This is a genomic window from Streptomyces sp. NPDC048565 (assembly GCF_040650935.1).
Classification (GTDB): domain Bacteria; phylum Actinomycetota; class Actinomycetes; order Streptomycetales; family Streptomycetaceae; genus Streptomyces.
Genome location: NZ_JBEZIH010000008.1, coordinates 198671 through 225448, shown reverse-complemented (window position 1 = coordinate 225448; position 26778 = coordinate 198671). Strand labels below are relative to the sequence as shown.

Annotated in this window: 19 protein-coding genes and 4 pseudogenes; 13 read left to right on the top strand and 10 right to left on the bottom strand. The window is 69.8% G+C overall.

Annotated features, from left to right (window positions below; translation table 11 throughout):
• The first annotated feature begins 184 nt into the window (after nucleotides 1-184).
• On the top strand, nucleotides 185-1018 hold the full coding sequence (locus AB0C75_RS13010; protein ID WP_362889986.1) for a hypothetical protein: 834 nt from the start codon (nucleotides 185-187) through the stop codon (nucleotides 1016-1018).
• 38 nt (nucleotides 1019-1056) lie between these two features.
• Here AB0C75_RS13010 and AB0C75_RS13005 read toward each other — a convergent pair.
• Nucleotides 1057-1509 (bottom strand): annotated as a pseudogene (locus AB0C75_RS13005) (phosphogluconate dehydrogenase C-terminal domain-containing protein); the annotation flags it as partial.
• Nucleotides 1510-1898: 389 nt separating this feature from the next.
• Nucleotides 1899-2528: pseudogene (locus AB0C75_RS13000) on the bottom strand (HAD family hydrolase); the annotation flags it as partial.
• Between the two features lie 186 nt (nucleotides 2529-2714).
• Here AB0C75_RS13000 and AB0C75_RS12995 point away from each other — a divergent pair.
• Nucleotides 2715-5291: a bifunctional FO biosynthesis protein CofGH gene (locus AB0C75_RS12995; protein ID WP_362889983.1), complete on the top strand. Its 2577-nt coding sequence runs from the start codon at nucleotides 2715-2717 to the stop codon at nucleotides 5289-5291.
• A gap of 202 nt (nucleotides 5292-5493) precedes the next feature.
• Nucleotides 5494-6390, top strand: a complete 897-nt coding sequence (locus AB0C75_RS12990; RefSeq protein ID WP_362889981.1) for a hypothetical protein — start codon at nucleotides 5494-5496, stop codon at nucleotides 6388-6390.
• Between the two features lie 58 nt (nucleotides 6391-6448).
• Here AB0C75_RS12990 and AB0C75_RS12985 read toward each other — a convergent pair.
• Nucleotides 6449-6640, bottom strand: a pseudogene (locus tag AB0C75_RS12985) (DUF397 domain-containing protein); the annotation flags it as partial.
• A 3-nt stretch (nucleotides 6641-6643) separates the two neighbouring features.
• Here AB0C75_RS12985 and AB0C75_RS12980 point away from each other — a divergent pair.
• The 3 genes and pseudogenes from AB0C75_RS12980 to AB0C75_RS12970 all read left to right on the top strand — a co-directional run bounded on the left by AB0C75_RS12980 (nucleotide 6644) and on the right by AB0C75_RS12970 (nucleotide 8739).
• Nucleotides 6644-6860: pseudogene (locus AB0C75_RS12980) on the top strand (hypothetical protein).
• An 88-nt stretch (nucleotides 6861-6948) separates the two neighbouring features.
• The gene (locus AB0C75_RS12975) at nucleotides 6949-7422 is read left to right on the top strand and encodes a carboxymuconolactone decarboxylase family protein (RefSeq protein WP_362889978.1); all 474 of its coding nucleotides are present in this window, start codon (nucleotides 6949-6951) and stop codon (nucleotides 7420-7422) included.
• Between the two features lie 192 nt (nucleotides 7423-7614).
• Nucleotides 7615-8739 (top strand): ADP-ribosylglycohydrolase family protein, encoded by a 1125-nt coding sequence (locus AB0C75_RS12970; protein WP_362889976.1) that lies wholly within the window; start codon nucleotides 7615-7617, stop codon nucleotides 8737-8739.
• 175 nt (nucleotides 8740-8914) lie between these two features.
• On the opposite strand, the gene AB0C75_RS12965 is transcribed toward AB0C75_RS12970, so the two are convergent.
• The gene (locus AB0C75_RS12965) at nucleotides 8915-10498 is read right to left on the bottom strand and encodes a sodium:solute symporter family protein (RefSeq protein ID WP_362889974.1); all 1584 of its coding nucleotides are present in this window, start codon (nucleotides 10496-10498) and stop codon (nucleotides 8915-8917) included.
• A gap of 442 nt (nucleotides 10499-10940) precedes the next feature.
• On the opposite strand from AB0C75_RS12965, the gene AB0C75_RS12960 reads away from it, so the two are divergent.
• Together AB0C75_RS12960 and AB0C75_RS12955 are read left to right on the top strand one after the other, a co-directional pair.
• Entirely contained in the window at nucleotides 10941-11354 is a 414-nt protein-coding gene (locus AB0C75_RS12960; protein WP_362889972.1) for a hypothetical protein, read from the top strand.
• Nucleotides 11351-13759, top strand: coding sequence for a tetratricopeptide repeat protein (locus AB0C75_RS12955; protein WP_362889970.1), 2409 nt, complete (start codon nucleotides 11351-11353; stop codon nucleotides 13757-13759). Before AB0C75_RS12960 ends, AB0C75_RS12955 begins: the two co-directional genes overlap by 4 nt.
• A 118-nt stretch (nucleotides 13760-13877) precedes the next feature.
• On the opposite strand, the gene AB0C75_RS12950 is transcribed toward AB0C75_RS12955, so the two are convergent.
• The 3 genes from AB0C75_RS12950 to AB0C75_RS12940 form a co-directional block, all read right to left on the bottom strand.
• A complete protein-coding gene (locus tag AB0C75_RS12950; RefSeq protein WP_362889969.1) occupies nucleotides 13878-14075 on the bottom strand; it encodes a DUF397 domain-containing protein in 198 nt (65 codons plus the stop codon).
• Between the two features lie 226 nt (nucleotides 14076-14301).
• On the bottom strand, nucleotides 14302-15168 hold the full coding sequence (locus tag AB0C75_RS12945; RefSeq protein WP_362889968.1) for a helix-turn-helix transcriptional regulator: 867 nt from the start codon (nucleotides 15166-15168) through the stop codon (nucleotides 14302-14304).
• A gap of 247 nt (nucleotides 15169-15415) precedes the next feature.
• On the bottom strand, nucleotides 15416-16135 hold the full coding sequence (locus AB0C75_RS12940; RefSeq protein WP_356709848.1) for a GPP34 family phosphoprotein: 720 nt from the start codon (nucleotides 16133-16135) through the stop codon (nucleotides 15416-15418).
• 165 nt (nucleotides 16136-16300) lie between these two features.
• On the opposite strand from AB0C75_RS12940, the gene AB0C75_RS12935 reads away from it, so the two are divergent.
• Entirely contained in the window at nucleotides 16301-19102 is a 2802-nt protein-coding gene (locus tag AB0C75_RS12935) for a serine hydrolase (protein WP_362889967.1), read from the top strand.
• Between the two features lie 244 nt (nucleotides 19103-19346).
• A complete protein-coding gene (locus AB0C75_RS12930; protein WP_362890091.1) occupies nucleotides 19347-21110 on the top strand; it encodes an MFS transporter in 1764 nt (587 codons plus the stop codon).
• 30 nt (nucleotides 21111-21140) lie between these two features.
• On the opposite strand, the gene AB0C75_RS12925 is transcribed toward AB0C75_RS12930, so the two are convergent.
• Nucleotides 21141-21575 (bottom strand): VOC family protein, encoded by a 435-nt coding sequence (locus AB0C75_RS12925; protein WP_362889965.1) that lies wholly within the window; start codon nucleotides 21573-21575, stop codon nucleotides 21141-21143.
• An 82-nt stretch (nucleotides 21576-21657) separates the two neighbouring features.
• Nucleotides 21658-22275 carry a hypothetical protein gene (locus AB0C75_RS12920; protein ID WP_362889963.1) on the bottom strand — a complete coding sequence of 206 codons (618 nt, stop codon included), beginning with the start codon at nucleotides 22273-22275 and terminating at the stop codon, nucleotides 21658-21660.
• A gap of 293 nt (nucleotides 22276-22568) precedes the next feature.
• Between AB0C75_RS12920 and AB0C75_RS12915 the strand changes: the two genes are divergently transcribed.
• From AB0C75_RS12915 to AB0C75_RS12905, 3 genes are all read left to right on the top strand, one after another.
• Nucleotides 22569-23366: a hypothetical protein gene (locus AB0C75_RS12915; protein ID WP_362889961.1), complete on the top strand. Its 798-nt coding sequence runs from the start codon at nucleotides 22569-22571 to the stop codon at nucleotides 23364-23366.
• On the top strand, nucleotides 23363-24124 hold the full coding sequence (locus tag AB0C75_RS12910; protein ID WP_362889959.1) for a hypothetical protein: 762 nt from the start codon (nucleotides 23363-23365) through the stop codon (nucleotides 24122-24124). Before AB0C75_RS12915 ends, AB0C75_RS12910 begins: the two co-directional genes overlap by 4 nt.
• Before the next feature lie 137 nt (nucleotides 24125-24261).
• A complete protein-coding gene (locus tag AB0C75_RS12905; protein ID WP_362889957.1) occupies nucleotides 24262-25044 on the top strand; it encodes an N-acetylmuramoyl-L-alanine amidase in 783 nt (260 codons plus the stop codon).
• A 114-nt stretch (nucleotides 25045-25158) separates the two neighbouring features.
• On the opposite strand, the gene AB0C75_RS12900 is transcribed toward AB0C75_RS12905, so the two are convergent.
• On the bottom strand, nucleotides 25159-26718 hold the full coding sequence (locus AB0C75_RS12900; RefSeq protein ID WP_362889955.1) for a hypothetical protein: 1560 nt from the start codon (nucleotides 26716-26718) through the stop codon (nucleotides 25159-25161).
• Between the last annotated feature and the right edge of the window lie 60 nt (nucleotides 26719-26778).

Genomic DNA, 26778 nt, shown 5'->3' with positions numbered 1-26778 from the left:
CCCCCGCCCCGCCCCCCGCGGGGAGGTTACGGACGCGGCTGCGGGCGTTTTGCCCGATTCTTGCGTCCGTAACCTCCCATCGGCTCAGAGCCCCCGGGGGCGGTGTGCTCGCGGGGGTTTGCCGCGTGCGATGTGCGGCTGGTCCGGCCTGAGTTGGGGGTTTCGGCGGCCCTAGAGTGCGGGCATGTCCTTCTCTGCTGATCCGAAGCAACCCTGGTCCGACCCTGTGCTCGCGTCACGGGTACGACAGGGCAGACGCCGGCGGCGGTGGGGCGTCGCGGCTGCCGGATCCGGACTCGTCGTGATCGCCGGAGGTGTGTGGCTCATGGCGGGAGACGTACCCGGTCCTGGTGGTCATGAGCCCATGGCCATATGCGCCGTCGACAGCGGTACCCTGCGCGCCGATGTGGACGCGGACGGGCGGCTGGACGAGATCCTCGACCCGGATCGCGACGGCACCGGCTCAGTGGTCTTCCGGAGCGGCGACGACCGCACGACTGTCGGCGTCGACACTGCCCGCGGGTTCTGGCAGAAGCTGCGAGGGATGCCGAGGGCCGACATGAAGACAAGGGGGACCTTCGGCGACTTCGACGGCGACGGGTACCTCGATCTGGCCCTCTTCTACAGTCAGGAGGACGAGGGCGACAGCCTGCGGGAGAACATGGTGGCGCATGAGGTGCACTACGGTCCCCTCGCCCGCGACCTGAGCAGTGACCGGACCGGCACCATCCGCATGCCGAACTCGGCGTTCGTGTCCGGGGTGCGGGCCACCGACGCCGATCACGACGGCCGCGCCGAGCTCCAGGTCCTTCAGTCGACCGGGGACGGCGTCGTTGTCCGACGTGTCGGTCGACAGCACGACGGCGGGGTCTCCGTGAGCCGGGAGGAGAGCGACTCCTACGGGAACGGGGACTGGCACGGATTCAAGTCCGGCTGGCTCGACTTCGGTACGGGCGAAGGGGCATGCGAACGGGCCGGGTCCTTCATCCCCGGGGGAGAGCCCGGCCCGTCCTCGTAGGAGAACCTGGCGGTGACGCCGGTGTCAGGACCGGGTCGGCGCTTGATCTCCTTGATCTTGAGCATCCGCGTGATGACCTTGTCGAGTTCGTCGTCCTTGAAGACGTTCTTCCAGTCGTCGCGGACGATCGACTCGCGGCCGTAGTCCATCGCGATCAGGCACGCGTCGGAGAGCGGGTTCGACCCCTTGAGGGTGTTGGCCAGTGCCACCTGCGTGTGGCCGAGCGCCATGGCGCGGGCCGCCTCCTCCGGGACGCCCACCGTGTGGACGGTCTCGTGGAGTGCCTCGGTCAGCAGGGCGCCGACCATGCACGCGATCGTCTCGACGAGGGTGGGCTCCAGGACAGCGAGCTGCTTGACGGTCACCCGGTGCACCTCGACGACCGGGGCGTACATGGTGGAGATGACGGCCTCGGCCAGCTCCTGGGCCGCCGGGTCGGCGGACTCGGCGGCGGGCTCGAAGGAGGCTACGACCTCCTGTGGGGCGGCGATGACCAGGGTGCGGGTGCGGCGGCGTAAGGGCCTGGCGCTGTGGGGGCGCCGGAGCCTGGGGGCGTAGGAGGGCTTCAGGTCCGCGACTGCTCGGGTGGCGTGGACTGTGTGGGGAGGACGGGCTGTTCCGACGGGGTGGGCTGATCCTGATCCGGGGAGGCGGCCTGCCCCGGGAACGGGTCCTGCTCCAGGAGCGGGTCCTGTGCCGGCGGGACGGCCTGATCCGGAAGAGGCGCCTGGTCCGGTGGGGCGGCCTGTTCCGTGGGGGACGCCTGGTCCGGTGGGGCGGCCTGTTCCGTGGGGGACGCCTGGTCCGGTGGGGCGGCCTGTTCCCGGACGGACGCCAGGCCCGGTGAGGCGGCGAGTGCCTTGCGGCGCGTGGATCGGCCCAGCAGCGCGGGGAGTTCGGTCAGGGCGCTGATGCGCCAGTCCGCCGTCTCCAGTACGTCCGGATGGTCCGCCCACCAATGCCCGTACGGGCCCCGGCGGATGTGGGCCGTCCGCAACCCGCAGGACCTCGCCGGGAAGAGGTCATCGGCCGGGTGGTCACCGACGTACAGGGTTGCCTCGGGCGCGGCGCCCGACACCTCCAGTACGCGCGTGAAGAACTCCGGGTCCCGCTTGGTGACACCCCACTCCCCGGACGTGACGACCAGGTCGGCCGGCAGGTCCAGGGCCCGCAGCAGCTCTCCCGCCCGGGCCGTCCGGTCACCCGCGACGACGACCCGCAGGCCGAGTGCGCGTAGTTCGGCCAGGGCGGGGCGTACGTCCGGGTAGAGGTCCGTCTCGTCCAGGTGTTCGCCACGCCCGGCCGCCGCGCGTGCGTGGTAGGCCTCGCCGACGTCCATCCCCGGGCGCAGGATGCCCAGTGCGTCGGCACTGTCACGGCCCTGTACGACGGCGGCGCCGACCAGCGCGCTGACCGTGTGCGGGGGGATCCCGAGCCAGTTGGCCCACGAGGCCCAGTGGCGGTCGTCGCGGACGAGGGTTTCTCCGATGTCGAAGACGATCGTTTCCATCACCTCCCCGAGACTACGGGGCAAGAGGTGCATATCGGTCAAGGCGCCAGTGTCGGACGGCGGTCGGACGCGCCGGGGGCGGGACAGATCGGGGCAGGTCCGGGGTAGGTTCGAGGCGTGTCCGGGGGGCGCGGGTGGGACGAAGGTCATGGTCCGTAAGGAGTGACCCGCTCGTATGCTCGGAGCATGACCGATCCTCAGCGCCCCACGACCAACGCCATGCGGCGCGCCCTCCGGCGGGCCCGCGACGGCGTCGCCCTCGACGTGGCCGAGGCCGCAGTCCTGCTCCAGGCGAGAGGAGAGGACCTGACCGATCTGGCCGCGTCCGCCGCCCGGGTCAGGGACGCGGGGCTCGAAGCAGCCGGCCGGCCGGGGGTGATCACGTACTCGCGCAAGGTCTTCATCCCGCTGACCCGGCTCTGCCGTGACACCTGCCACTACTGCACCTTCGTCACCGTGCCGGGGAAGCTCAGGCGTGCGGGCCACGGCATGTTTCTGTCACCGGACGAGATTCTCGACATCGCCCGTAAGGGTGCGGAACTGGGCTGCAAGGAAGCCCTTTTCACGCTCGGGGACCGGCCCGAGGACCGATGGCCCGAGGCGCGGGAGTGGCTGGAGGCCGAGGGCTACGACGACACCCTGGCGTACGTACGCGCCATGGCGATCCGGGTGCTGGAGGAGACGGGGCTGCTGCCGCACCTGAACCCGGGTGTGATGACGTGGACGGACCTCCAGCGGCTGAAGCCCGTCGCCCCGTCCATGGGGATGATGCTGGAGACGACGGCGACCCGGCTGTGGTCCGAGAAGGGTGGCCCGCACTACGGGTCACCGGACAAGGAGCCGGCCGTCCGGCTGCGGGTGCTCGAAGATGCGGGCCGGTCCAACGTGCCCTTCACCACCGGCATCCTGATCGGGATCGGCGAGTCGTACGAGGAGCGTGCCGACTCCCTGTTCGAGCTGCGCAAGACGGCCCGCGCCTATCACGGCATCCAGGAAGTCATCGTCCAGAACTTCCGCGCCAAGCCGGACACCGCGATGCGGGGGATGCCGGACGCCGAACTGGAGGAGCTGGCGGCGGCCATCGCCGTCGCCCGCCACATCCTGGGCCCATCGGCCCGTATCCAGGCCCCGCCGAATCTCGTCGACGCGGAGTACGCCCTGCTGATCGGTGCGGGCATCGACGACTGGGGCGGCGTATCGCCCCTCACCCCGGACCATGTGAACCCCGAGCGCCCCTGGCCGCACATCGACGAGCTGGCCTCGAAGACCGCCGAGTCCGGCTTCCAGCTGCGCGAACGCCTCACCATCTACCCGGAGTTCATCCAACGCGGCGAGCCCTGGCTGGACCCGCGCCTCCTGCCGCACGTGCGCGCGCTCGCCGACCCGGAGACGGGCCTCGCGAAGGAGGGCGCGATCCCGGCCGGACTGCCCTGGCAGGAGCCCGACGAGGGGTTCAACGCCTCAGGCCGCACCGACCTGCACCGCACCATCGACACCGAGGGCCGCACCGGCGACCGGCGGAACGATTTCGACGAGGTGTACGGCGACTGGGAGGCCCTGCGTGAGGCCGCGGCCCCCGGCATGGTCCCGTCCCGTATCGACACCGACGTGCGCCAGGCCCTGAGCCAGGCCGCCGACGACCCCACGAAGCTCACCGACGACCAGGCACTCGCCCTGCTCCACGCGGACGGTCCTGCGCTGGACGAGCTGTGCCGGATCGCGGACACGCTGCGCCGTGACGTGGTCGGGGACGACGTCACCTACATCGTCACCAGGAACATCAACTTCACCAACGTCTGCTACACCGGCTGCCGCTTCTGCGCCTTCGCCCAGCGGCGTACGGACGCCGACGCCTACACCCTCTCCCTCGACCAGGTCGCCGACCGCGCGGCGCAGGCCTGGGACGTCGGCGCGGTCGAGGTCTGCATGCAGGGCGGTATCCACCCGGATCTGCCGGGCACCGCGTACTTCGACATCGCACGGGCGGTGAAGGAACGCGTGCCCGGCATGCACGTCCACGCCTTCTCGCCGATGGAGGTCGTCAACGGCGCGACCCGTACCGGCATGTCGATCCGCGACTGGCTGGCCGCAGCCAAGGACGCGGGCCTCGACTCGATCCCCGGCACGGCGGCGGAGATCCTGGACGACGAGGTCCGCTGGATCCTCACCAAGGGCAAGCTGCCGACCGCCACCTGGCTGGAGGTCATCAGGACGGCCCACGAGACGGGCCTGCGCTCCTCCTCCACGATGATGTACGGCCATGTGGACCAGCCCCGCCACTGGCTCGGCCACCTCAGGACGCTGTCCCGCCTCCAGCAGGAGACCGGCGGCTTCACCGAGTTCGTCACGCTCCCCTTCATCCACACCAACGCCCCGGTCTACCTGGCGGGCATCGCCCGCCCCGGGCCCACCGACCGCGACAACCGCGCTGTCACGGCGATGGCCCGCCTGCTCCTGCACCCGCACATCACCAACATCCAGACCAGCTGGGTGAAGCTCGGCGCGGAGGGCGCGGCGGAGATGCTCCGCTCGGGCGCCAACGATCTGGGCGGGACTCTGATGGAGGAGACCATCTCCCGTATGGCGGGCTCCAGTTACGGCTCGTACCGCTCGATCCAGGACCTCACCGCCATCGCCGACCTCGCGGGCCGGCCGGCCAAGCCGCGCACGACGCTGTACGGCGAGGTGCCGGAGGAGCGCATCACGTCCGGCGCGGCCTCGGACGGCCACCTGCCGGAACTGCTGCCGGTGCTGCCGCAGTAGCGAAGCACGACCCGCTTCCGGAGCCGCCGGCCCTGGCTCCGGAAGCGACCGCTCGCAACTACGGTTCCGCGTACCGTCACTCACATGGGTGAGCCGACCCATTCGGACGGTCTGGGGCGACACTGCGGACATATTCTCCTGGCAAGTACGAACCCGGTGCTCGGGGGCGCTTCGAGCATCACGCCACTCGCAGGAGTCCCGCATGGTCAGTTCGCCCCACGAGGCGATGCACCGCATCTTCCAGGAGCACCCGGGCCTGTTCTCCCGTGTCTCGGAAGTACTGGGGATCACGATCGCCCCACCCGTCTCGGTCACCGTGATGCCCACCGACCTGACCGAGAGCCGTCCACTCGAACGGCGTGTGGACACCCTGCTGCGGCTGGACACGGAGGACGACGAGCCGCTTCTCCTGGCCATCGAAGCCCAGGGGAAGAAGGACACGGACAAGCCGGCGAGCTGGGCCTACTACCTGTCCTACCTGTACACGAAATACCGGCTCCCGCCGCTGCTGCTGGTGGTCTGCCAGGACCGTGTGACCGCGGAATGGGCCTCCCGCACGGTCCCGATCGGCCCCCGCCAGTGGCCCGCGCTCACCCTGCGCCCGCTCGTCGCGGGCCCGCACAACATGCCGGTGATCACCGATGTCGCCGAGGCCCGCAAGGATCTGGCGCTCACCACGCTGGCGGCGATCACACACGCCGCCGATCCGGACGTCGGTGCCATACTGAAAACGCTGTCCACCGCTCTGCGGGACGTACCGGAAATCATCGCCGATCCCCTTGTCGAACTCACCGCACAAGGCTTGGGCAACCGCCCGGCCGCACAACAGTGGAGGAACCTGGTGGCCGTGGACCTCTCTTTCTACAAGTCCTTCATGGCAGAGGAAATCCGGGACGAGGGCCGGACGGAGGGCCGGACGGAGGGCCGGACCGAAGGCATTGCGCAGGGCATCCTGCTCTTCCTCGCGCAGACGGGCGTCGAGGTGTCAGACGAGGCGCGTGAACGGATCACCACCTGCGGCGATCTCGACACCCTGAACCGCTGGCTTCTGCGGGCCCCCACCGCCCGGTCGGCCGAGGACGTCTTCGCCGGGGAGTAGGGGGGTAGGCGTCCCCTCGACCGGAGGCGCGGCAGGGGTCGAGGTGAGGCCAGTGCCCGGCTGCGAAGTCCACGAAGGCGGCCCACGCGAGGGCGTTGACGATGAGGGTCGGGCCGCCGGAGACCTTGCTGCCCCGGACGGGAACCAGGTCGGGGAAGTTGTCCGCGACTTCCAGGCAGTTGTTCGCTCCGCCGTCGCTGTAACTGGACTTGCGCCACGCTGTGGACCCGATCTCGGGGATGCGGCTCATGAACTGCTCTCCTTCCCGGACGACCCGGCCAGCTGGCTGTCCCGGCCGGCCGACGAGGTCGGAGCTGATCGCCTGCGGCGAGGAGGTGCTCGGCGGGGCCGAGTCCGTGCTCGCGGATCAGGCGGCGGGGGAGCGGGCCGTGCGGTTCGCGCTCGTACGGACGACCGAGTCGCTCAGGGACGTACTGCGGGTCGCGGCGCGCAGGGAGCGTCGGGCGTGAGACCCAGTTCACACGTAGCCGTGTCACATCCCGACGGGGCCGGTCCGTCGAGGGAGTGTAGGCATCGGCAACGACTAAGGAGCAGATCATGAGCGCTCGTCTCGACGTCTTCGGCAACAAGGCCGCCAGCACCTTCCTGAAGCACATCAACTCGGCCGGGAAGGTGGTCACCGACCTGGGCCTGCCCGCCACGACCCAGGAGCTGGTCAAGATCCGGGCCAGCCAGATCAACGGGTGCGGCTTCTGCACCGACATGCACACCAAGGACGCCACGGAGGCGGGCGAGACGGCGCTCCGGCTCAACCTGGTCGCCGCGTGGCGCGAGGCCACCGTCTTCACCGATGCCGAGCGCGCCGCGCTTGAGCTGGCCGAGCAGGGCACCCGGATCGCCGACGCGGCCGGCGGTGTGCCGGACGAGGTGTGGACGAACGCCACCAAGTACTACGACGAGGACCAGCTGCTCGCCCTGGTGGCGCTGATCGCACTCATCAACACGTACAACCGCCTGAACGTCATCGTCCAGCAGCCGGCGGGCGACTACCGGCCCGGCATGTTCGGCTGACCTGACCACTCCCGTACCTGATTTTCCCGGGGCCGGCGTCCCGGGAAGACCAGGCCGGAAATGATGAGGAATGCCGCGCACAAGTGCTCTCGCGTACCAGTGCGTACATTCCGTTCCGCCGCTGAACCGCTCGTTCCCGTTCGATTACGCTGCTTGCGCAGTCGCACACGGCAGGCGGGCGGAAGGGGCACGGTGAGCACAGGGACCACAGGGGCCGCAGCTGTCTGGGGCCGTGTCCAGCAGCAGGACTTCCGCGGCCGGGTACGGGGATCCCTGCTCGGCGGCGCCATCGGGGACGCGCTCGGGGCCGGTGTGTCCGGGCTCACCCTGGAGGAGATCCGCGCCGCCCACGGTGTGGACGGGGTGGCCGACTTCGTCCCCGTGCACGGCAGACGGGGTGCCGTCACCGCCGTCACCCAGCTCACCCTCTTCACCGTCGACGGGCTCATCCGCGCTCAGGTCAGGCGTGACACCGGCGCCTGGCATCCGCCCACGGACGTGCACCGCGCCTATCTGAGGTGGGCGGCCACCCAGAACGCCTGGGGGCCCGACGAACGCCGCAAGGACAACGGCTGGCTGGCCAGGGAGGAGTGGCTGTACACGCGCCGCGCCCCCACCCGGGAGTGCCTCGTCGGCTTCGGGGACGCCACGATGGGCACGCTCGCAGTGCCCAAGAACCCCGCGGCGCGGGACTCGGCCGCGCTGACCCGCTCCGCGCCCTTCGGGCTGCTCGTCGGCTGGGACCCCCAGCTGGTCCTCCAGCTGGCTGTCGAGTGCGCCGCCCACACCCACGGCCACGCCACCGCGCAGCTCGCGGCCGGAGCCCTCGCCGTCCTGGTGCACGGGCTGGCGCGCGGCGAGACCCTGGACGGCTCGGTCCAGCACGCTCTGGCCCTGCTCGCCGAGCGTTCGGGCGGCGAGCAGGTCTCCGACGCGCTCCGGCAGGCACTCGGCTCCGTACGCCAGGGGATCCCCGGGCCGGCGCTGATCGAGGCGCTCGGCGACACCGACTCGGCGGAGGAGGTCCTCGCCGTGGCGCTGTACTGCGCGCTGGTCGGCGAGGACATACGCCACGGGCTGCGGCTCGCCGTGAACCACTCCGGGCCGTCCGCGGCCACCGGGGCCGTCTGCGGTGCGCTTCTCGGTGCGCTGCACGGGGAGACGGCGCTGCCGCCGGCCTGGCTGGCGGAACTGGAGGGGCGCTCGACGCTTCTGGAGCTCTCCGACGACTTCGCGATGGAGATGACGCAGGGGCCCGCCCTGCACAGTCCGGCCGCGGTCGCCCCGGGCTGGCTGGCCCGCTACCCGCGGGGCTGAGCGGCGACCGGGCCGGTGCGGGCACGGCAGGCCGGGTGTGCGCGGCAGGGCGGCCGGGCGGCCATGGGAGTCGGACTCCGGCCACGGGGGCCACGGGAGTCGGACTCCGGCCACGGGAGGCCGGGCGGGCGCCGCCGTGCCCGCCCGGCGTTCGTAGGTCCCGCGTGAGTGCCGGTCAGTCCTTCACGCCCTCCTGGACTCCCGTGCTCTCCTGGCCGGGCTTCTGCGTCGGCACGGTCGCCGCCGCGGCTGCGCCCGCAGGCCCCCCGCCATCCGAGTTGATCTTGTCGATCAGCGCGTCGCGCTCCGGGGTGTCCTCGGGCTTGATGAAGCCGATGATGATGTAGAGCACCAGCGAGATCGCGAGCGGCAGTGCCACCTGGTATTGCAGGGCGACATCCGTCTTCGTCGAACCGTCGAAGTTGTAGTTGGTGAAGTAGAAGGCGAGCAGCCCCGCCGCCCAGCTGGTGAGCGCGGCGGTCGGCCCGGACCGGCGGAACCTGCGCAGCAGGCCCAGCATGAAGGGGATCGCGATCGGGCCCATCAGACCGGCCACCCACTTGATGACGACCGAGATGATGTCTTTGAACGTCGGCGAGTTGATCTGGGTCGCCAGAGCCATCGACAGTCCGAGGAACGCGAGCGTGGAGAGCCGCGCGGCCAGCAGACCGCCGCGTTCGTTCCAGCTCCGGGCGGCCTTGGAGAAGACCGGTGCGATGTCCCGGGTGAAGACCGCCGAGATCGCGTTGGCGTCGGAGGAGCACATGGCCATCGTGTGGGAGAAGAAGCCGACGACGACCAGACCGAGCAGACCGTGCGGCAGCAGCTGCTCGGTCATCAGGGCGTAGCTGTCGGACGCGTCCGGCTTCTGGGCGTCGACGAGCAGCGGCGCGGCCCACATCGGGAAGAAGAGCACCGTCGGCCAGATCAGCCACAGCGCGGCCGAGAGCCAGGCCGAACGGGACGCGGAGTGCGCGGAGTCCGTGGCCATGTAGCGCTGGGCCTGGTTCCACATGCCGCCGTTGTACTCGAAGGTCTTGATGAAGAGGTACGCGAGCAGGAACGTCACCGTGTACGGGCCGGCGGTCGGGCTCGTGTGGCCTTCGGGAAGCTTGTCCCAGATCGTCCACAGCGAGCTGAAGCCGCCCAGCTTGCTCATGGTGATGACCAGCATGGCCACACCGGCGAAGAGCTGGATGATGAACTGCCCGAGCTCCGTGAGCGCGTCGGCCCACAGTCCGCCGATCGTGCAGTAGAGGGCGGTGATGGCACCGGTGATGAAGATGCCCTGGGTCAGGGTGATGCCGGTGAAGACGGACAGCAGGGTGGCGATGGCCGCCCACTTGGCGCCGACGTCCACGATCTTCAGCAGCAGACCGGACCACGCCAGGGCCTGCTGGGTCGGGACGTTGTAGCGGTTCTTGAGGTATTCGAGCGGCGAGGCGACGTGCAGGCGTGAACGCAGCCGGTTGAGCCGGGGTGCGAAGAGCTTCGCGCCGATGCCGATACCGATCGCGATCGGCAGCGACCAGGTCACGAACGACGTGACCCCGTACTGATACGCGATGCCCGCGTATCCGGTGAACATCACCGCGCTGTAACCGGACATGTGGTGCGAGATGCCCGACAGCCACCAGGGCATCTTGCCGCCGGCCGTGAAGAAGTCGCTGACATTGTCCACGCGCTTGTGCGACCAGAGTCCGATCGCGACCATCACACCGAAGTAGCCGATGAGCACGGCCCAGTCGAGACTGTTCATGTGCCCCCTCCAGGGGTCCGCCTTGTGAACGGGAACGCGCTTCGTCAGTACGGCCGTTCAGCGGGGCCCCGCGCGGGAACGGGGACTTCGGGGATTGAACCGCCTGTCCGGGGCAGCGGTCAAGGTTTTCTCGATCAGGGATGTGAACACCAATCAGTAAGGCGAACGATTTTACGTCTTCTTGACCTTTCGGGGCGTTGTCGTGAACGTGACCGCGGCCACACGATGGGCGGGCACTTCGTCAGGCTGTGCAGAGATCGGCGAACAAGGCGGAAACCGTAAACGCGGCAGGAACACCCAGGAACGTCGACGACCGCACGGGATGCGGGTCCCGTGTGGCCGGAGGGAGGGGGGAAGCTTCACCTGACAGCGACATTCCGTCGCACATAGTGTGGTCGTCCTGTCCAGGTGCCGAACGGGCGCCGATGGAGTGGGGGCGTGGATGGACGCACAGTTGATCGAGCTGGCTCGGAACGCGGGGGCCACTGTGGTCACGCTCATGGCCACCGACGCGTGGGAGAGGGCCAGGGACGGCATCGTCTCCCTGTGGCAGCGGGCCGGCTCGTCGCGCGCCGGGAGTGTTCAGGGCGAACTGGAAGCGGCTCGGGACGACTTGCTCACCGCCAGGGACAACGGCGACGAGCTGACCGAGCAGGAACTGCGCGACGCGTGGACAGGCCGCGTACGGCGTCTGCTCACCGAAAGGCCCGACATCGCGTCGGACCTGCGCCGGATCCTGGTGGAGCTCGCCCCCGAGGTGGACGACGCGCCGCGAACCGTGCAGATGCGCGCGGAGGCGTCCGGCGGTGGCCGGGTCTACCAGGCAGGGCGCGACCAGCACATCAACGAGCGGTGAGCGGGGCCGAGCAGGGCCAGGACCCCCAGGTGGAAGGCAGGGCGTCGGGGCAGGGCCGTGTCTACCAGACGACCGGCAACCAGTACGTCACCGAGAACCACTACCACCACTCGCCCGAGCACCGTTCGCCCGAGGCCGAGCCGACCGAGCACGAGCCGCCCGGCCGTGGCGGCTCCCTCTTCGGGGCATCCACGCGACGAACGGTGGTCAGGGCGAGGGACCACGCTTTCGGCTGGCCGGCGCCGGACTCGGTACGCACCCCGCTCGTGGGCCGGGCGCCCCGGATCCTCAGGGACCGCGCCGACCTGATGGCCAGGCTGACGGGCGCCGTCCGGCACGAGGGCGGGGGAGGGGTCCACGTACTCCATGGAATGGGTGGCTGCGGCAAGACCGCTGTGGCCCAGACGCTCTTCCATCGGGTCGCCGGCCAGGAGAACCGCGTAGGGCTGTGGGTCAACGCCTCCGAACGGGCCACACTCCGCGCGGGCATGCTGGCCGTGGCCGCCGACCGTGGGGCGGAGACGTCCGAACTCGCGGCGGCTCACGACGGGCAGCGGGCGGCAGCCGATCTCGTCTGGCATCACCTCGGCCATTCCGCACAGCCATGGCTCCTGGTTCTGGACAACGCGGATGATCCCGCTGTTCTTGAAGAAGGCGCATGGCTCAGATCCAGCCCGCGAGGAACGGTCGTCGTGACCACGCGGGTGGCCGGATCACGCGTATGGAACGGCGCCGAACTGCACCCGGTGGGTGTACTTCCACTGGAGGACGCCGCACTGGTTCTGCATGATCTCGCCCCGTCCGCGGGCACCGCGCACGAGGCGGAGACCGTGGCCAGAAGACTCGAATGTCTCCCGCTTGCCCTGACCTTGGCCGGATCCTTTCTGTCCCGTCAACTTCTGGAGAACTGGTCCATGAGTGACTATCGACGGCACCTCGACGAAAACCCCACCGAATTGATCGACCGGGGTGCGGCGCCGGGCAGTTCGGAGCAGAATGCCCGTCAACTCGTGGGACGCACATGGGAGATCTCGTTGAGGTCCCTGGCCGAGGACGGCATTCCCGAGGCCGGGTCGCTGCTGCGTCTGCTCTCCTGCTTGAGCTCCGACCCCGTTCCGCTGGCGCTGTTGAGGCCGCTCTCGGCCGGCACGGTCGACCTCGGTGCGGTGGAGCCGCAGTTGCGTGGTGACCGGGTGGAGACCGCGCTCCGGGGGCTGCTGGATCACTCCCTGATCTCGCTGGTGGACTCCGAGGAGAGCGGTGGAGCCACGCGATGCGTCCAGACGCATGGAGTCCTGCTCGACAGTGTCGCCGCCACGGTGCCGGACGATCGGAGGTCGCTTCTTGTCCAGGGGGCCGTGCGCCTGCTCGAAGCGGAGATCCCCGCCGAGGTGGGCGGGGGAGCGGTGGGAGGCCGGGTCCGTGGACTGGTCCCGCACGTCACGCAGCTGCTTCGGCTGGTCGAGGATCATGACACCGGAGCCGGCGTGGTCGGGGTCGCGAATCTGCTGAACCAGCACGTTTTCGAAAGCGGCGACTATCAGGCGTCCTTGCATATGGCCCAGGCCGCCATGAAGACGGCGGACCGGCATCTGGGCGAAGATCATCCACTGGCCCTCGACGCCGGCCACCATGCGGCCCTGGCTCTTTTCCGGCTGGGGCGGTTCGAGGAGTCCGAAGCTCTTCACCGGAAGGTCCTGGGCGGGCGGGAAAGAGTTTTCGGTGAGGAGCACCCAGAAACTCTGCGCAGCTTCCTGGCCCTTCATGAGCCTCTTGGTCAATTGGGGCGATCCGTAGAGAGCCTGGCGTCTCTGCGAAGGACCCGCGAAGTCCGCGGACGTATTCTCGGCGAGAATCATCCGGACACTCTTTACGTCCGCGCGCTGCTCATCGAATATCTGGCCTCCGCCGGCGAGGCAGAGGAATTCGACCTGGTAGGTCCCGAGACGGTGGCTCTCTGTGAGGAGCACCTCGGTCATGACTCCGTGGTAACCGTCACGAGCCGCCATACGTACGCCTACGGCCTCCACCGCTTCGGCAAGTACGAGCAGGCGGAACCGGTGGCGCGGACGGCTCTGTCCGACCGGCAGCGCGTGCAGGGTGCCGAGCATCCGCTGGCTCTCTCGGCCGCGATCCTCCTGAGCTGGATCCTGGCCGAGCGCGGGGCGCTGGAGGAGTCGATCTCGTACGCCAGGCTTGCGGTGAACGGTCAGGAGCAGGCGCTGGGGCCTGAGCATCCCTACCTGCTCACCAACCGGACAGGGCTGGCCGCTTCCCTTGCGGCCTTCGGTGAGGTGGCCGAGGCCCAGGCGCTCGCCCGGCTGAATCTGCCGCTGTGCGAACGCGTACTGGGCACGGACAGCCCCGTCACGGTGAAGACCCGCAGTTTGTTGCTCGCTCCCTGAGCGAGCTCCTGGAGAAGCCCCTGAATGAGCGAGCAACCCTCTCGGCCAGGACGGCGGGCCAGTCGAGAGGGCGTGTGGCTGGCAGTGCTCAGGTGTTCAGTCGGCCTTTCGGCCGGCTTCAGTGCTCTGCGGGTCGGCTGAGGTCCGAAAGAAACACCGACCAGGTGTCCACCGTAAATCCGAGGACGCCGGTGTGCGGATCCTTGGAATCGCGCACTGCCACGGCACCGTATGCCGCGGACTTGATCTCGACGCAATCCCCATTAACGGCGGAATAGGATGACTTGGTCCACTCTGTCAGCTTGCCTTGCTCCATCAGTGCGCCTCCGATGATTATCTCGGCCGTTGGGCCGTGTGACGCAGTCGCCGCGAGTCAGCGACTCCAGGAAGGACGCTACGCTGCGACCTCATCGAAGGTGAGTACCCCTCACCCTTATGGGTGAACTATTCCTTTGGAGTCTTCCGGGATGGGCCTGGCAAGGCGTATATTGCCGCCTTCCATTCAGGATGAGCCCGGTGTGCCCCGCTCGATCGTTTCCGGTTCAATCGTCCAGGGCGAGGCAGCTGTCGGCCGCCGCCACGATGAAGTCGCGCGACTGTTCCGCGCTCAGCGCCTTGGCCCGCAGGTGCTCGTACATTACGGCGTAACTCTGGACGTCATTCGCCTTCTCCAGATAAAGGTCGCTCGTGACGCCTTCGAGGTAGACCACGCTGGCGTCCATCGCTTCCTGGAATTCGAGGATGGCGAACTTCCCGTACATGCCGGGGTGCGCGCCCACGTCGTAAGGCAGCACCTGAAGTGTCACGTGCGGGAGTTCGCTCAGTTCCGCCAGGTGCATCAACTGGGCCCGCATGGTCTCCGGGTCACCGACGATGCGACGCAGAAGTGCCTCGTCGATCACCGCCCAGAAGCGCAGGGGGTTGACCGGATCGGTGAGGCGGTCCTGGCGCTTGAGGCGGATCTGGATGCGCTTGTCGATCTCACTCGGCGTGGCTTCGGGCCACATCCCCTCGATGACCGCCTGTGCGTACTCGCGTGTCTGCAGGAGGCCGGGGACGATCAGCGACTCGTAGACCCGCAGCGAGGCGGCATCGGTCTCCAGCCCGATGTACACGCTGTACGGGATGTCGCCGAAGGCGTGCCACCAGCCCTGCTGGCGGGAGTCCTTCGCCATCTGCATCAGCGAGTCCACGATGCGGTGGTCCTCGACCTCGTACACCCCGCAGAGATCGCGTACGTCGCGCTGGCTGATCGAACGGCGGCCGTTCTCCAGGCGGCTGATCTTCGACTGCGAGACCAGCAGTCGCTCGGCGACCTCCTCGGCCGTCATGCCCTTGACCTCACGGAGGCGGCGCAGTTCCTGACCCAGCCGGCGTCGCCTGACGGTGGGATTGACGTTGGTCGGCACGGGAAGGGCACCTCCGGCTATGCAGCTGTTGTAGCTGTGCGTATCTGCTTGCTCAGCAGATTGCCACCCGAGGCCCTGGCCGCGCTGGGAAATGGCCACACGCAATCACCGTGCGCAAGAGCGCGGGGCAGCCGGTGGATCCGGCTGCCCCGCGCCTGGTGCGGCTCCCGAACCGGGTCATGGGGACTTCGGTGCGGCGATATGGCGGTATTCGGTACTCCGCGCAAGTGTCCGCGCGGTCGTGCTGTCAGTGGACGGAGGTGTGCGCCATGCTGCCCCGGCGCGCTTGCGCTTGCGGCTGCAACGGCACACCTGCCGTCTGCTGATTACGGCGTGGCTGGACGGCCACGCCGTTCTGGACGTCCATCACGGCGTGCGCCACGAGACCGCCCATCGGGTCGTGTCTGATCAGGTCCCGGAGCCGGGAGCGCGATGAACGCCCCTCGTTCCCGGGGTACAGGTGCTTGCCGAGTCCGACCGCGTGGGCCAGTGCGGCGAGCGCCGCGGTCCGTGGGTCCGGCGGTACGCCGGTACGGATCGCGTTGTCCAGCCGGGCTCTGATGTCCCGGCTGATTGCCGTGTCCGTCGCCTGGTAGCGAGTCGTCGGCAGCACTCCGCACATCTGGCCCGCCACGGCATGAACCATGCCGCACCGCTCCAGATGAGCGAGGTAGATCTGGCGAAGCCCCAGCCGGGGTCCGCCGATCCAGTGGACGGCCCGAACCGGACTGCCACGACGGCGCAGCAGTTCCAGTGCGGAGTCCAGAGTCGGATCTCCTGTCGGCCGTGGCATCACCACGGCGATACGATCCCCGTCAGGGGCTATCCGTCCTGCCAGAGCCAGCTCCACTAGCTGTGCCCCGGCCAGGCCGAGGTCGAGCGACTGCGGCTGCGCTGTGGTACCCGTGGTCGGGTCCAGAGCGAGCAACAGAAGCTCCTCCGGAATTGTTCTGCGGCTCCTGCCCATCCATGCCTCCCCGCGTGGATGAATGACAGGGTGACCCCTCTCACATTGGTCTGTCGAGGGTGCCTGGTCTCTTTGTGAGGGAACCGTTAGGTATGTCGTTCTCGTCTAGCGGGTCGGCCAAGGGTTCACACAGGACACTGGTAGATGGTTCGGACAGTGCGGGGCATGGTCCCGCGGCACAACACGGAGGTATCGGTGGCGGGCGAGTCCCCCGGCAAGTCGGAGCAGCGGAAGTCGTCGGGGACGGCTTCGGGAACGGCTGAGGAACGCGATCCGCGTCTCGCCGTGTTCCGTGAACCGGTCGCAGCAGCGGGCGGGGATACGGCGGGCGGGACGACAGACACCGCGACAGGCACCAGGACGGACGGCGAGGCGGACGGCGCGACGGAGACGGGCAGCGGGGCGGACAGCAAGACGGCTGTCTTCCGCTTGCCGCGCTCGGCGGAGCCCGACGCGTCCGAGGCCACTTCCGCGCCCCGGACGGACGCGGAGGTCTCCGATGACCCTGAGGAGGCCTCCACGGCCCGCGGGGAGGCCGGAGGGGCGGCAGAGGCGGAGCGAGTGCCCGAGGGTGCCACGGCGGCCTCTGAGGCGCCTGTGAGTGCGCCCGAGACCGCGGCGGCCGGCCCCGATGCCGAAGCGGAAGCGGAGCCCGAAGCGGCGTCCGGTTCCGGCGATCCGGACGCCGATGAATCCGCATCGGACGCGGAGCCCGCGCCCGATGCTGCGCCCGATGCCGATGCCGATGCCGATGCCGATGCCGATGCCGGTGTGGGTGCCGACGGTGACGGCGGCGCGGATGCCGATCCGCCGGTCGATGCGCGGCTGCGTGCCGCCGTAGCGGCGTGGGTGGCGACCGGGCCCGAAGAGGAAGCCGCAGCTCAGGACAGTGCGGCCGAGGACGGGGACAAGCCGTCCGCGGCCGATGACGCCGCGGCTGACGACAGCGACAGCGACGATGACGCCGACAACACCTCCGCCCCCGTCGACGAGACGCCCGAAAAGGGCGACGACTCGACGACGGACAGCGCCGCCGGCGCTCCGGCCGGCAGCGACGACTCGGCGACGGATGCCCCGGCCGGGGAGGATGCCGAGGCTCCGGCCGACGGCGCGGCCAAGGCGCCGACCTCCGGCGCCGATGCCGATGCCGATGACGCCGGCACCGATACCGCCGCAACCGATGCCGACGCCCCCCGCGTCCCGAAGAGCCGCGAGGAGGCCTCCCCGGCCAAGGACGCGGCCCCGGCCCCCGCCAAGGACGCGGCAGAGGACTCCGTACAGGACGCACAGGACACCCAGGACGCACAGGACGACGCGGAATCCGCGTCCGACGGGCGAGGAATCGATCATCCGACGGCCGTCTTCAAGGCGCCGCGGCCCGAACGCCTCGACCGGCCGACGACCGCGCTGAAGCTCCCGCCGAAGGAGAAGGAAGCCGCCCGGAAGCCCGCCTCCTGGGCCGCCAAGCCCTCCGACGACCCCGGGACCGCCCCCGGGGCCGCCCCCGGAACTCCCGCCGAGCGGACGAGCAAGTTCGTGCCGCTGCGCTCGGACGACGTACACCCCGCGCCCGTGGTCGGCCCCACGGTCACCCCGGACGTCGCCGCCGGCCCCGGCACGCCCGCGAGTCCGGGCGAGGGTTTCGCCGAGGCCGAGCGGACCAGGCAGCAGCCCATGCCGCCCAGGCCCCCGCTCGACCTGCTCGCCGAGCTGACGAACACCCCGCCGCCCGCCGAGACCCCGGTACGCACCGCGGTCCGCCGGGTGAAGATCTGGACGCCGCTCCTCCTGCTCGTCGTGATCATCTTTGCGATCGCGCAGGCCGTGCGTCCGCTGCCCGACCCGACGCTGACGCTGTCCGTCGCCCCCACCTACACCTTCGGCGGCGAGAAGCTGGACATGCCGTGGCCGGAGGACGGGCAGGGCGCCGTGGAGGTCGAGGGCGTCGGCACCATCGGTGTGTACGGCAAGGAGAAGTCCGCGCCGATCGCGAGCGTCGCGAAGATCATGACGGCGTACGTGATCCTCCAGGGCCACCCGATCACCGGCAAGCAGGCAGGCGACCAGATCGTGGTCGACGCGAAGGCCGGCGAGGAGGCGGACCGGGAGGACGAGTCGACGGCGCCGATCAAGGAGGGGCAGAAGTACACGGAGCGTCAGATGCTCCAGCTCCTGATGATCCCCTCCGGCAACAACGTGGCGCGGCTGCTGGCCCGCTGGGACGCCAAGACCGAGAAGGCGTTCATCGAGAAGATGAACGCGGCGGCCAAGGATCTCGGGATGACGAACTCGGTGTACACGGACCCGAGCGGTCTCGAACCCACCACCCGGTCCACCCCGGCCGACCAGCTCAAGCTGGCCGAGGCGGTCGTGCAGAACGACGTCTTCCGCGAGATCGTGAACATGCCGCAGGCCGATATCCCCGGCATCGACAAGACGATCTACAACAACAACAACATCCTGCTGGAGCCCGGCGTCAGCGGCATCAAGACCGGTTCGTCGACCCCCGCGGGCGGCAACCTCATCTGGACGGCCGAGACGGTCGTCGACGGCAAGACGCGGCGGATCATCGGCGCGGTCATGGGCGCCGACGCCGACGGCACCCTGGACGCCAAGCTGCAGCGCGCTCTGCAGAGCAGTCTGGCGCTGATCCAGACCGCCCAGGAGGGCGTCGACTCCGCCGCCGTCGTCAAGAAGGGCCAGGTCGTCGGTTACGTCGACAACGGCGTCGGCGGCCGGACCCCCGTGGTCGCCACCAAGGACCTGAAGGCCGTCGGCTGGGGCGGGCTCAAGGTCGACCTCAAGCTGACCGACGGTGGGAAGACGCCCGCCCAGGAGGCGAAGGCGGGCACCGTCGTGGGCGAGGTGACCGTCGGTACGGGCGCGGGCAAGGCGTCGGTACCCGTCGCCCTGCAGAGCGCGATGACGGAACCGGGCTTCGGCGACAAGCTCACTCGCATCACCTGACGGGCAGGCCCCTGTCCCGCCCGCGCGGGGCAGGGGCGTCCATCGTGCCAACGGGGCGGCGCGGCGCAAATGCCGCGTGCTAGCGTCCCAAAAGCAACGGATGGGCGCCGGGACGCGTCCTTCCGACTACGGATGAGGCCCGTGCGGTACATGGACGGTTCGGCAGGCCCGGGCGAGGACGGGGAGAGTCGCAGTGACTACCGCTGAGCCGACACGGGCAGCCGCCGACCAGCGGGCCGAGGGCGTGTCCGTCCGTGTCCCGGCCAAGGCCGGCCCCGGCGACGGCGGTTCGATACGGAGCCGCCTCGGACGCCATCCCGTCCTGCTGACGACCGTGGTCGCCGCGGCCGTCCATCTCCTCTGGTTCTTCTTCTTCGCGAACAGCGGCGGCGACATCGCCGCCCAGGACGCCTGGGCGGAGTTCGTCGGCCGCCACCCCGGTACCGCGTACAACCTCGCTTGGTACGGGGGCATGCACCCGGTCTCGTACAGCGTGGTGTCGCCGTATCTGATGTCACTGCTCGGGGTCCGGTCGACGATGATGGTCGCCGGCACGGTGTCATCGGCCCTCACCGCCCTGATCCTGGTGCGGGTGCCCGCCGTCCGTAACCCCCTCGCGTGCGCGCTCGCCGGGGTCTTCGCGTATCTGTGCAACGCCCTGTCCGGCCGGGTGACGTTCGGGCTCGGCATGATGTTCGCGCTCGGTGCCGTCGCCGCCGTCTTCTGCTGGCCGCACCGCTGGCGCTACCGGCGGTGGGCGAAGGCCGCCGTCGCCGCACCGCTGGCCGGGCTCGCGACGGCGAGCAGCCCGGTCGCCGGGCTCTTCCTCGGCGTGGTCGCGGCGGCGCTGTTCCTGAACAAACGACGGCCAGGGGCGTACGCGCTGGGCCTGGCCCCCGTCGCGGTGGTGGTCCTGTCCGCCTGGCTGTTCCCGTTCTCCGGCACACAGCCGATGTCCATCGGCACCCTCTCGCTGCCCTTCGTGTACGCGGTGTTCGTCTTCTTCCTGGTGCCCCGCGACTGGCGCACCGTGCGGACGGCCGCCGCGGTCTACGGCGCCGGGACACTGCTGACCTATGTGGTCGACTCGCAGATCGGCTCGAACGTGTCGCGGATGGCGATGCTGTTCGCCGGTGTCGTCCTGCTCGCCGCGCTCCCGTACACGGCGCCGCGCACCCGGCGCTGGTACGCGCTGCTCGTCGTCTTCGCGGGGCTGAACTTCTGGATCGGCTTCAAGGGCGTCGACGACATCGTCCGTACCGCCCCCACCGCCTCCTGGAACCGTGAACTGGCCCCGCTGGTCAACCAGCTCCAGAAGGTCGGCGCGGAGCGGGGTCGGGTCGAGGTCGTGCCCGCCAGCAGCCACCGTGAGGCCTCCGCGCTCACGCCGTACGTCAATCTGGCCCGCGGCTGGAACCGGCAGGCCGACATGAAGCGCAACCCGCTCTTCTACGACGACACCCTCAACGCCATGAACTACCGGGAGTGGCTGGACCGCTGGGCGGTGCACTACGTGGTGCTGCCGACCGGGATGCCGGACTCCGGGGGCGAGCAGGAGGCGGGGCTCGTCGAGGAGGGGCAGCCGTACCTGAAGGCGGTCTGGAGCGATGCCAACTGGAAGCTGTTCCGGGTCCTGGACCCGGTGCCGCTCGCCGACCCGCCCGCGACGGTGGAGCGGGCAGGTGACGACAAGCTGACGATCCGCGTGCAGTCGGCCGGCCGCGTCCTGATCCGTATCCCGTACTCCAGGTGGCTCGCCGTCGTGGACGACGACGGCAAGAGTGTGGAGCGGCCGCAGGAGACGGAGGCGTCCAAGAAGCGTTCGGAGGAGGACGGGGACGCCCCGAAGGACTTCACCAACGACCACGGCTGTCTGATCAAGGTGGAGGAGGACGGGGACGGCGACGAGTGGACCGAGCTCCTCGCGCCACGCCCCGGCGTCTACCGCCTTGCGGCCCCGTACCAGCTGCAGCCGGGGACCCCGTGCCCCGAGGAACTGCACCCGTAGGGCGGCGCGCGCTCACGACGAAACGGCCGCTCAGTCGAGGCAGAATTCGTTGCCCTCGATGTCCTGCATCACGAGGCACGACTCGTCGAAGTCATCGGCGGTCAGCAGCTGTACGCGCACCGCGCCGAGCGGGATCAGCCGTGCGCACTCGGCCTCGAGCGCGGCCAGCCGCTCGGCGCCCACGAGCCCCGTACCGACCCGCACGTCGAGGTGCACCCGGTTCTTGACGACCTTGCCCTCGGGTACACGCTGGAAGTACATGCGGGGGCCCACCCCTGTGGGATCCATGCAGACGAACCCGGCACCCTGACGCTCGGGCGGCAGCGAGCGATCGTAATCGGCCCACGTGGCGAACCCCTCCGGTACCGGTGGTACGACGTACCCCAGCACCTCGCACCAGAAGCGGGCGACGCGCTCAGGTTCCGCGCAGTCGAAGGTGATCTGGACCTGCTTGATCGACGGCATCGGACCACCATAGAGGCGGAGCGCTTTCGAGCGGACCTGTTTTTTCGGCGGCCCCGACACGGTCGTCCGCTGCCTCCGCGCGTCACGCCGCCGGCTGGAGCACCTCACAGGAGCAGTGGCGGAATTCCAGTCCGAGTTCCTGGTCCACGGCCGTGCTCGAACGGGTGGCGGCCTCGGCGACCTTCTCCCAGGAGCCGTACTTCAGGTAGAGCTGGTCCGCTGTCGGGCCGAGCGGGTTGCCGTACTTCTTCTCGTTGCGTGTCTCCAGTTCCGCGACCTGTTCCGGGGTCATGCCGGCGCGGACGACGTCCTTGGCGTCGTTGCGCATCCGGACCAGTGTCCGGGCGATGTCCTCCTCCGAGCGCCCTTCCGCGCGCATGGCGCACTCCGTGCGCTCCATGTCCTCGAGTAGGTCGTGATAGCGCATCCGCTGGTCGCGGGCGACCTCGCGCTCCTCCGGGGTCTCGCTCCGGATCAGGCACACGACCGGTTCCGGGCTGGTGCAGCGACCGTGGTCAGGGGCCGCCTGGGAGACAGGGGCGACGATGACCGAACCGCAGCCGGCGAGCGCCCGGCAGGGGTGCGTCAGGTGCTGGGCGGCAGCGGCGGAGGCAGGCTGAAGAGGGAGGAAAGCGGCTTGGGCGACCAGCAGTGCGGGAATCACGCGGCGGGCCGGCGAACGCAGAATGTTCAGTGACATGCGCTCATCGTTCGACGGACCACAGCGATGCCGAAGCATGTCGCAGCCGACAGTCCCGCGCGGGCGGCCGACTCCACTCCGCCGAGTGAACCGAGGCGCCCGGTGACACCGCCGATCACCCCTCCGCACCGGTGCGGGCAGCCCGTGCGGGCAGGGGCCCGCCGTGCTGTACTGGCCAGGTGGAGCGAAAGCACGCACTGGCATCGGTCGTCCATCTGAGGCGACCCGGTGGGGCGGCTCCGGACAGTGAGAGTGCCCGGCGCGCCGAGAAGGTACGCACCAGGGTCCGGCTGATGATCGAGATCACCGCGCGGGCAGGGGCGTACCGCAAGGGCCTGCTGGAGGCCGCTCGCCGCCTCAGCCCGGAGGAAGCGACGATCCTCTCGGATCTGGAGCGCCACGGACTGCAGGTGCCCCAGTTGCACGATGTGCTGTGCGGCGGCCATGTGCTGGTGGACGAACCGCGGCTGTACGAGGACTGGCGGTTCGCCGACGTGAGTCATGAGCGCCTGTCCAGCCACCACCGTGACATCGACAAGACGCTCTATCCCGACATCGGGATGCGCGGGGTCGTGGTGCGGGAGAAGCTGCACGGGCGCACGGCCCAGGGCACCTGGGTGCAGCTGGAGAAGACACCGGCTGCGTTCGGCGGGCGGAGGCTGCCCAGCGTGAGCGACCTGCGCCACCTCGTGGACTACGTCGTCTACCGGATCACGCGCAGCAATGTCGGCCCCTGGGGGCTGTCCCGGATGACCGAACGACGACCGATGTACCTGTCGCCGTTCCTCGCCGTGCCGACGTCCCTGTCGCCTCCCGTCGCGCGGGTGCTGACCCAGGCGCTGCGCCGGATCGAGGAGGGGGACGACGTCACCGCCGTTTCCGCGGACCTGGCGGCCCGCTTCCCGCCCCCGGACCGGGAGGATCTGGCCGGCGAGCTGGGGCGGTCGCTGTCCGGCAGGGCGGGCCGTGGGCTGTTCGGCAACTCCGAGGTGTGGGTGACGGAGACCCTCTCGCGCAGCGCAGCCGCCGTGCTCAGGGAGAGTCGCGTGCCGCCTGTGGTGGAACTGTTGCAGCCGGGAGGGCCCTCATGAGCGACGACGAACAGCGCGATGTCCCCCCGGCGGCGCCGGGGGCCACGGGTGCGGTGTCCAGACCCGCGGGGCTGGTGTCGGCCGTGGTGAACCTGGTCGACACAGGACCGGTGCTGCTCGGTGCGTACACCATCGCGGAGCTCACCGCCGTGGACGCGATCGTCGACTTCCTGGAGGCCAGACCGTCGGACGACGTGATCGCCGAGGCCGTCCGCTCGCTGGCGGCCCGACAGCTGCTGCTGGCGGGTGACACGGGCGAGGAGGTTCAGGTGCAGGGAGACCTGGGCATCGCTGTGGCGTTCCAGCAGCGGGCCCGCAAGGTGCTCGATGCCCGTACGACCGGGTCGGGTCCGGGCGAGCCGTGGCGGATCCTGTTGCTCCCCCAGCCCGAGCGGATCTGCCTCATGGTCCGCATCGACGCGCTCGGCGTGCACCAGCTGGGGCTGTACAAGATCGACGAGGCCCTGAACGCGCTCACCGAGTGGCTGCCGCGGGGCTCGGCGGCGGACCGCGGAGAGTCGGCGGACACCGAGGCCGTACTCGCCGAATCGGAGCGCTCCGCGCTGATCACCGTCACCGACTACACGGCGCAGGGATCGGCCGAGACCGCGGGCAGCAGCAGGGACCTGGTGCTGGCCCGCAGCGGCGGACGGCTGCACGTCCTCGCCCGGGACCCCGACGACCGGGAGAAGCTGGTGCCGGACCCCGAGGCGGGCAAGGACGACGTGCGGGAACGACTCATCGATCTTCTGACCTGACCTGACCTGACCTGACCTGACCTGACACATCGACAACTCGCCGGTTCTGGCGTGTCGATGAGGAATGTCGGGCACGGTGTAAGGGAGACGAGCCCCGCGCCGACCGGCCGGAGCTCCCTGTACGTCAGGAGATCCATGTGGCCACACCACTGTCTGCCGCAAAGTTCCTCGCCGCGCTGAAGGCCGAGGGCGTCACCGTCGTCGAGGTGGGCAACTGGCGCACCCACAACCGCGCCGGACACGGTGCATGGGGCCCGGTGCACGGGGTGATGATCCATCACACCGTCACGAAGGGCACGGCGAACACCGTGAAGATCGTGCGCGACGGTTACGCGGGCCTGCCGGGACCGCTGTGCCACGGCATGATCGCGAAGGACGGGCGGGTGCACCTCGTCGGTTACGGCCGGGCGAACCACGCCGGCCTCGGCGACGACGACGTGCTCGCCGCGGTCATCGCCGAGCGCAGGCTGCCCACCGACAACGAGGCGAACACCGACGGCAACGCCCGCTTCTACGGCTTCGAGTGCGAGAACCTGGGCGACGGGAAGGACCCGTGGCCCGACGTCCAGGTCGAGGCGATGGTGCGGGCGTCGGCCGCACTGGTCCGGGCGCACGGATGGGGCAAGCAGGGAACGACGTCCGTCATCGGACACCTGGAGTGGCAGCCCGGGAAGGTCGACCCGAAGGGCGTCAGCATGGGCGGGCTCCGGCGCCGTGTCGCCGAGCGCCTGGAACACGCCGCGTCATGGTCGCGCCCCACCACCACTGCTGTGTACACCGTCGCGCAGGGCGACACGCTCTGGTCGATCGCGGCCGACAAGCTGGGCGACGGCGCCCGCTACACCGAGATCAAGACCCTCAACGGCCTGAAGTCCGACACGCTCACCGTCGGCCAGAAGCTCAAGCTCCCCAAGAAATAGGGCCGGCCTGTCCCTCGGGTCGGTCTGTCGGCCACCGCCCACGCGCGGTGTCGGCGTCGCCTGGGTGGTGTGGGCGCGGTCACCGGATGCCGCACCCACACCCTCAGGTGGGAATCACCGCCTGCGCAGCTTCCGCCGCACCAGTACGCCGGCTACCGCGAGGACCACGCAGCCCCCGAGCGCGCCGGCAACCCCGACGCCGACGTTTGTCCCCGCGTCGGATTCGGCCTCGTCGGGCACCGGCCCGAACAGGTCGAAGGTGCGCGAATTGTTCGTGGCGTCGAGATCGGCATGGTCCTCCTCCATGTCGCCGATCCTGAGCGCGGCCTTGGCCTTTCCGCTCCCCACGCTCTTGCTCCCGCGTACCTCGAAGTCGAGGGTGTAGGACTCGCCGGGCACCGCTGTTCTCAGGGGACAGGTGTAGGTGAGCCCCTGGTGCCGGCAGACCGGATCGAACGTGTCCGTATCGATCTCCTCCATCGGCTCCTTGTGCACGTCGGTGCCCTCCGGCAGCGTGAGGACGAGCGTGGCGCTCCCGCCGCTCGGCCTGCCCGGGCCGTTGTTGCGCAGCCCCACCCGGAGGTGGCGCCCGTCGCCGTCTGCGGCGGAGAGGTCCGACACGAGTACGTAGTCGGGGTGATTGGCGATGCGCACTGTCGTCCAGACCTCTTTCTCCTCGCTGTACTTCGCGCCCTTGGAGGGTGCCGCATGTACCTGCGGGGCGAGCGCCGGGCCGGCGCCCGCGCGCGGGGTGCCGGACGGGGAGGGGCCCGAGGTCGAGCGGGAGGAGCCGTCGAGGCCTCCGTTGTCGGCACCACTGCCCAGGAGTTCGACGGTGGCGCGGAAGAAGGAGCCCATCTGGGTGCGTGAGCCGCGGAGAACGAGCCAGTTCGGGACGTGGGCCTCTTCGCCGGGTTCGATGCGCAGTCCGGGGAAGCGGCACGTCACGACCGTGGCGCCGCGGTGGGAAACGTAGTCGCACGACCGGGAACGGCGGACAGGGCCCATTGCGCCGTCGACCGTCGCGGTCACGGTGAAGCCGTCCGCCGGCAGTTCCCCGGTGTTGCGGACGTCCAGCGCGGCAGCGTGCCGCTTGCCCGATTCCATACGAAGAGGGTCCTGTTCGCGCAGGGCAAGGACGGGGCCGCCGACCGCGATACGGGTCGTCGCCCGACTCACCTCGCCGTTCGCGTTACGGAAGGTGATGTGCAGTTCGCCCTTGTCCCCGGGCTTGCTCGTGGGCGCCGCGCGGGGCAGGACACGGGCTCCGTCGGTCCAGCTGTCATACGCCTCGCCGACACGGCACACCACCTTGTGGTCCGTCCCCGAGCAACTGGTGCTGTACCCCTTGAGCCGCAGCACGCCGGAGGAGCCGGAGACGTCCATGGTGAGCGTGGACTCGTTCCCGACACCGCGCGGCACTCCTCGGTCGTAACTGACGAGGAGGTTCTTCTCGCGGTCGGGACGCGGCTTTCCGCCGTACGGGGCGACACGGAACGACGCGGGTGCCGAGAGCCCTGACGCGGAGCCGTTCTCGTCGGCGGGGCCGGTATTCGGCAGGAGGACGTATAAGCCGAGCACCGCGAGAACGCCGACCAGCAGGCCGAGAGCGGGCAGCCAAGCGCGGGGTGCGGGGGAGCGGCGGCGCGGAGCAACAGCTTCTGAGGAGGGCATCCCTCCAGTCGAACAGTTCGCGCCCGCGTCGCGATCACTGTCGTATGACAGAACAGCGAC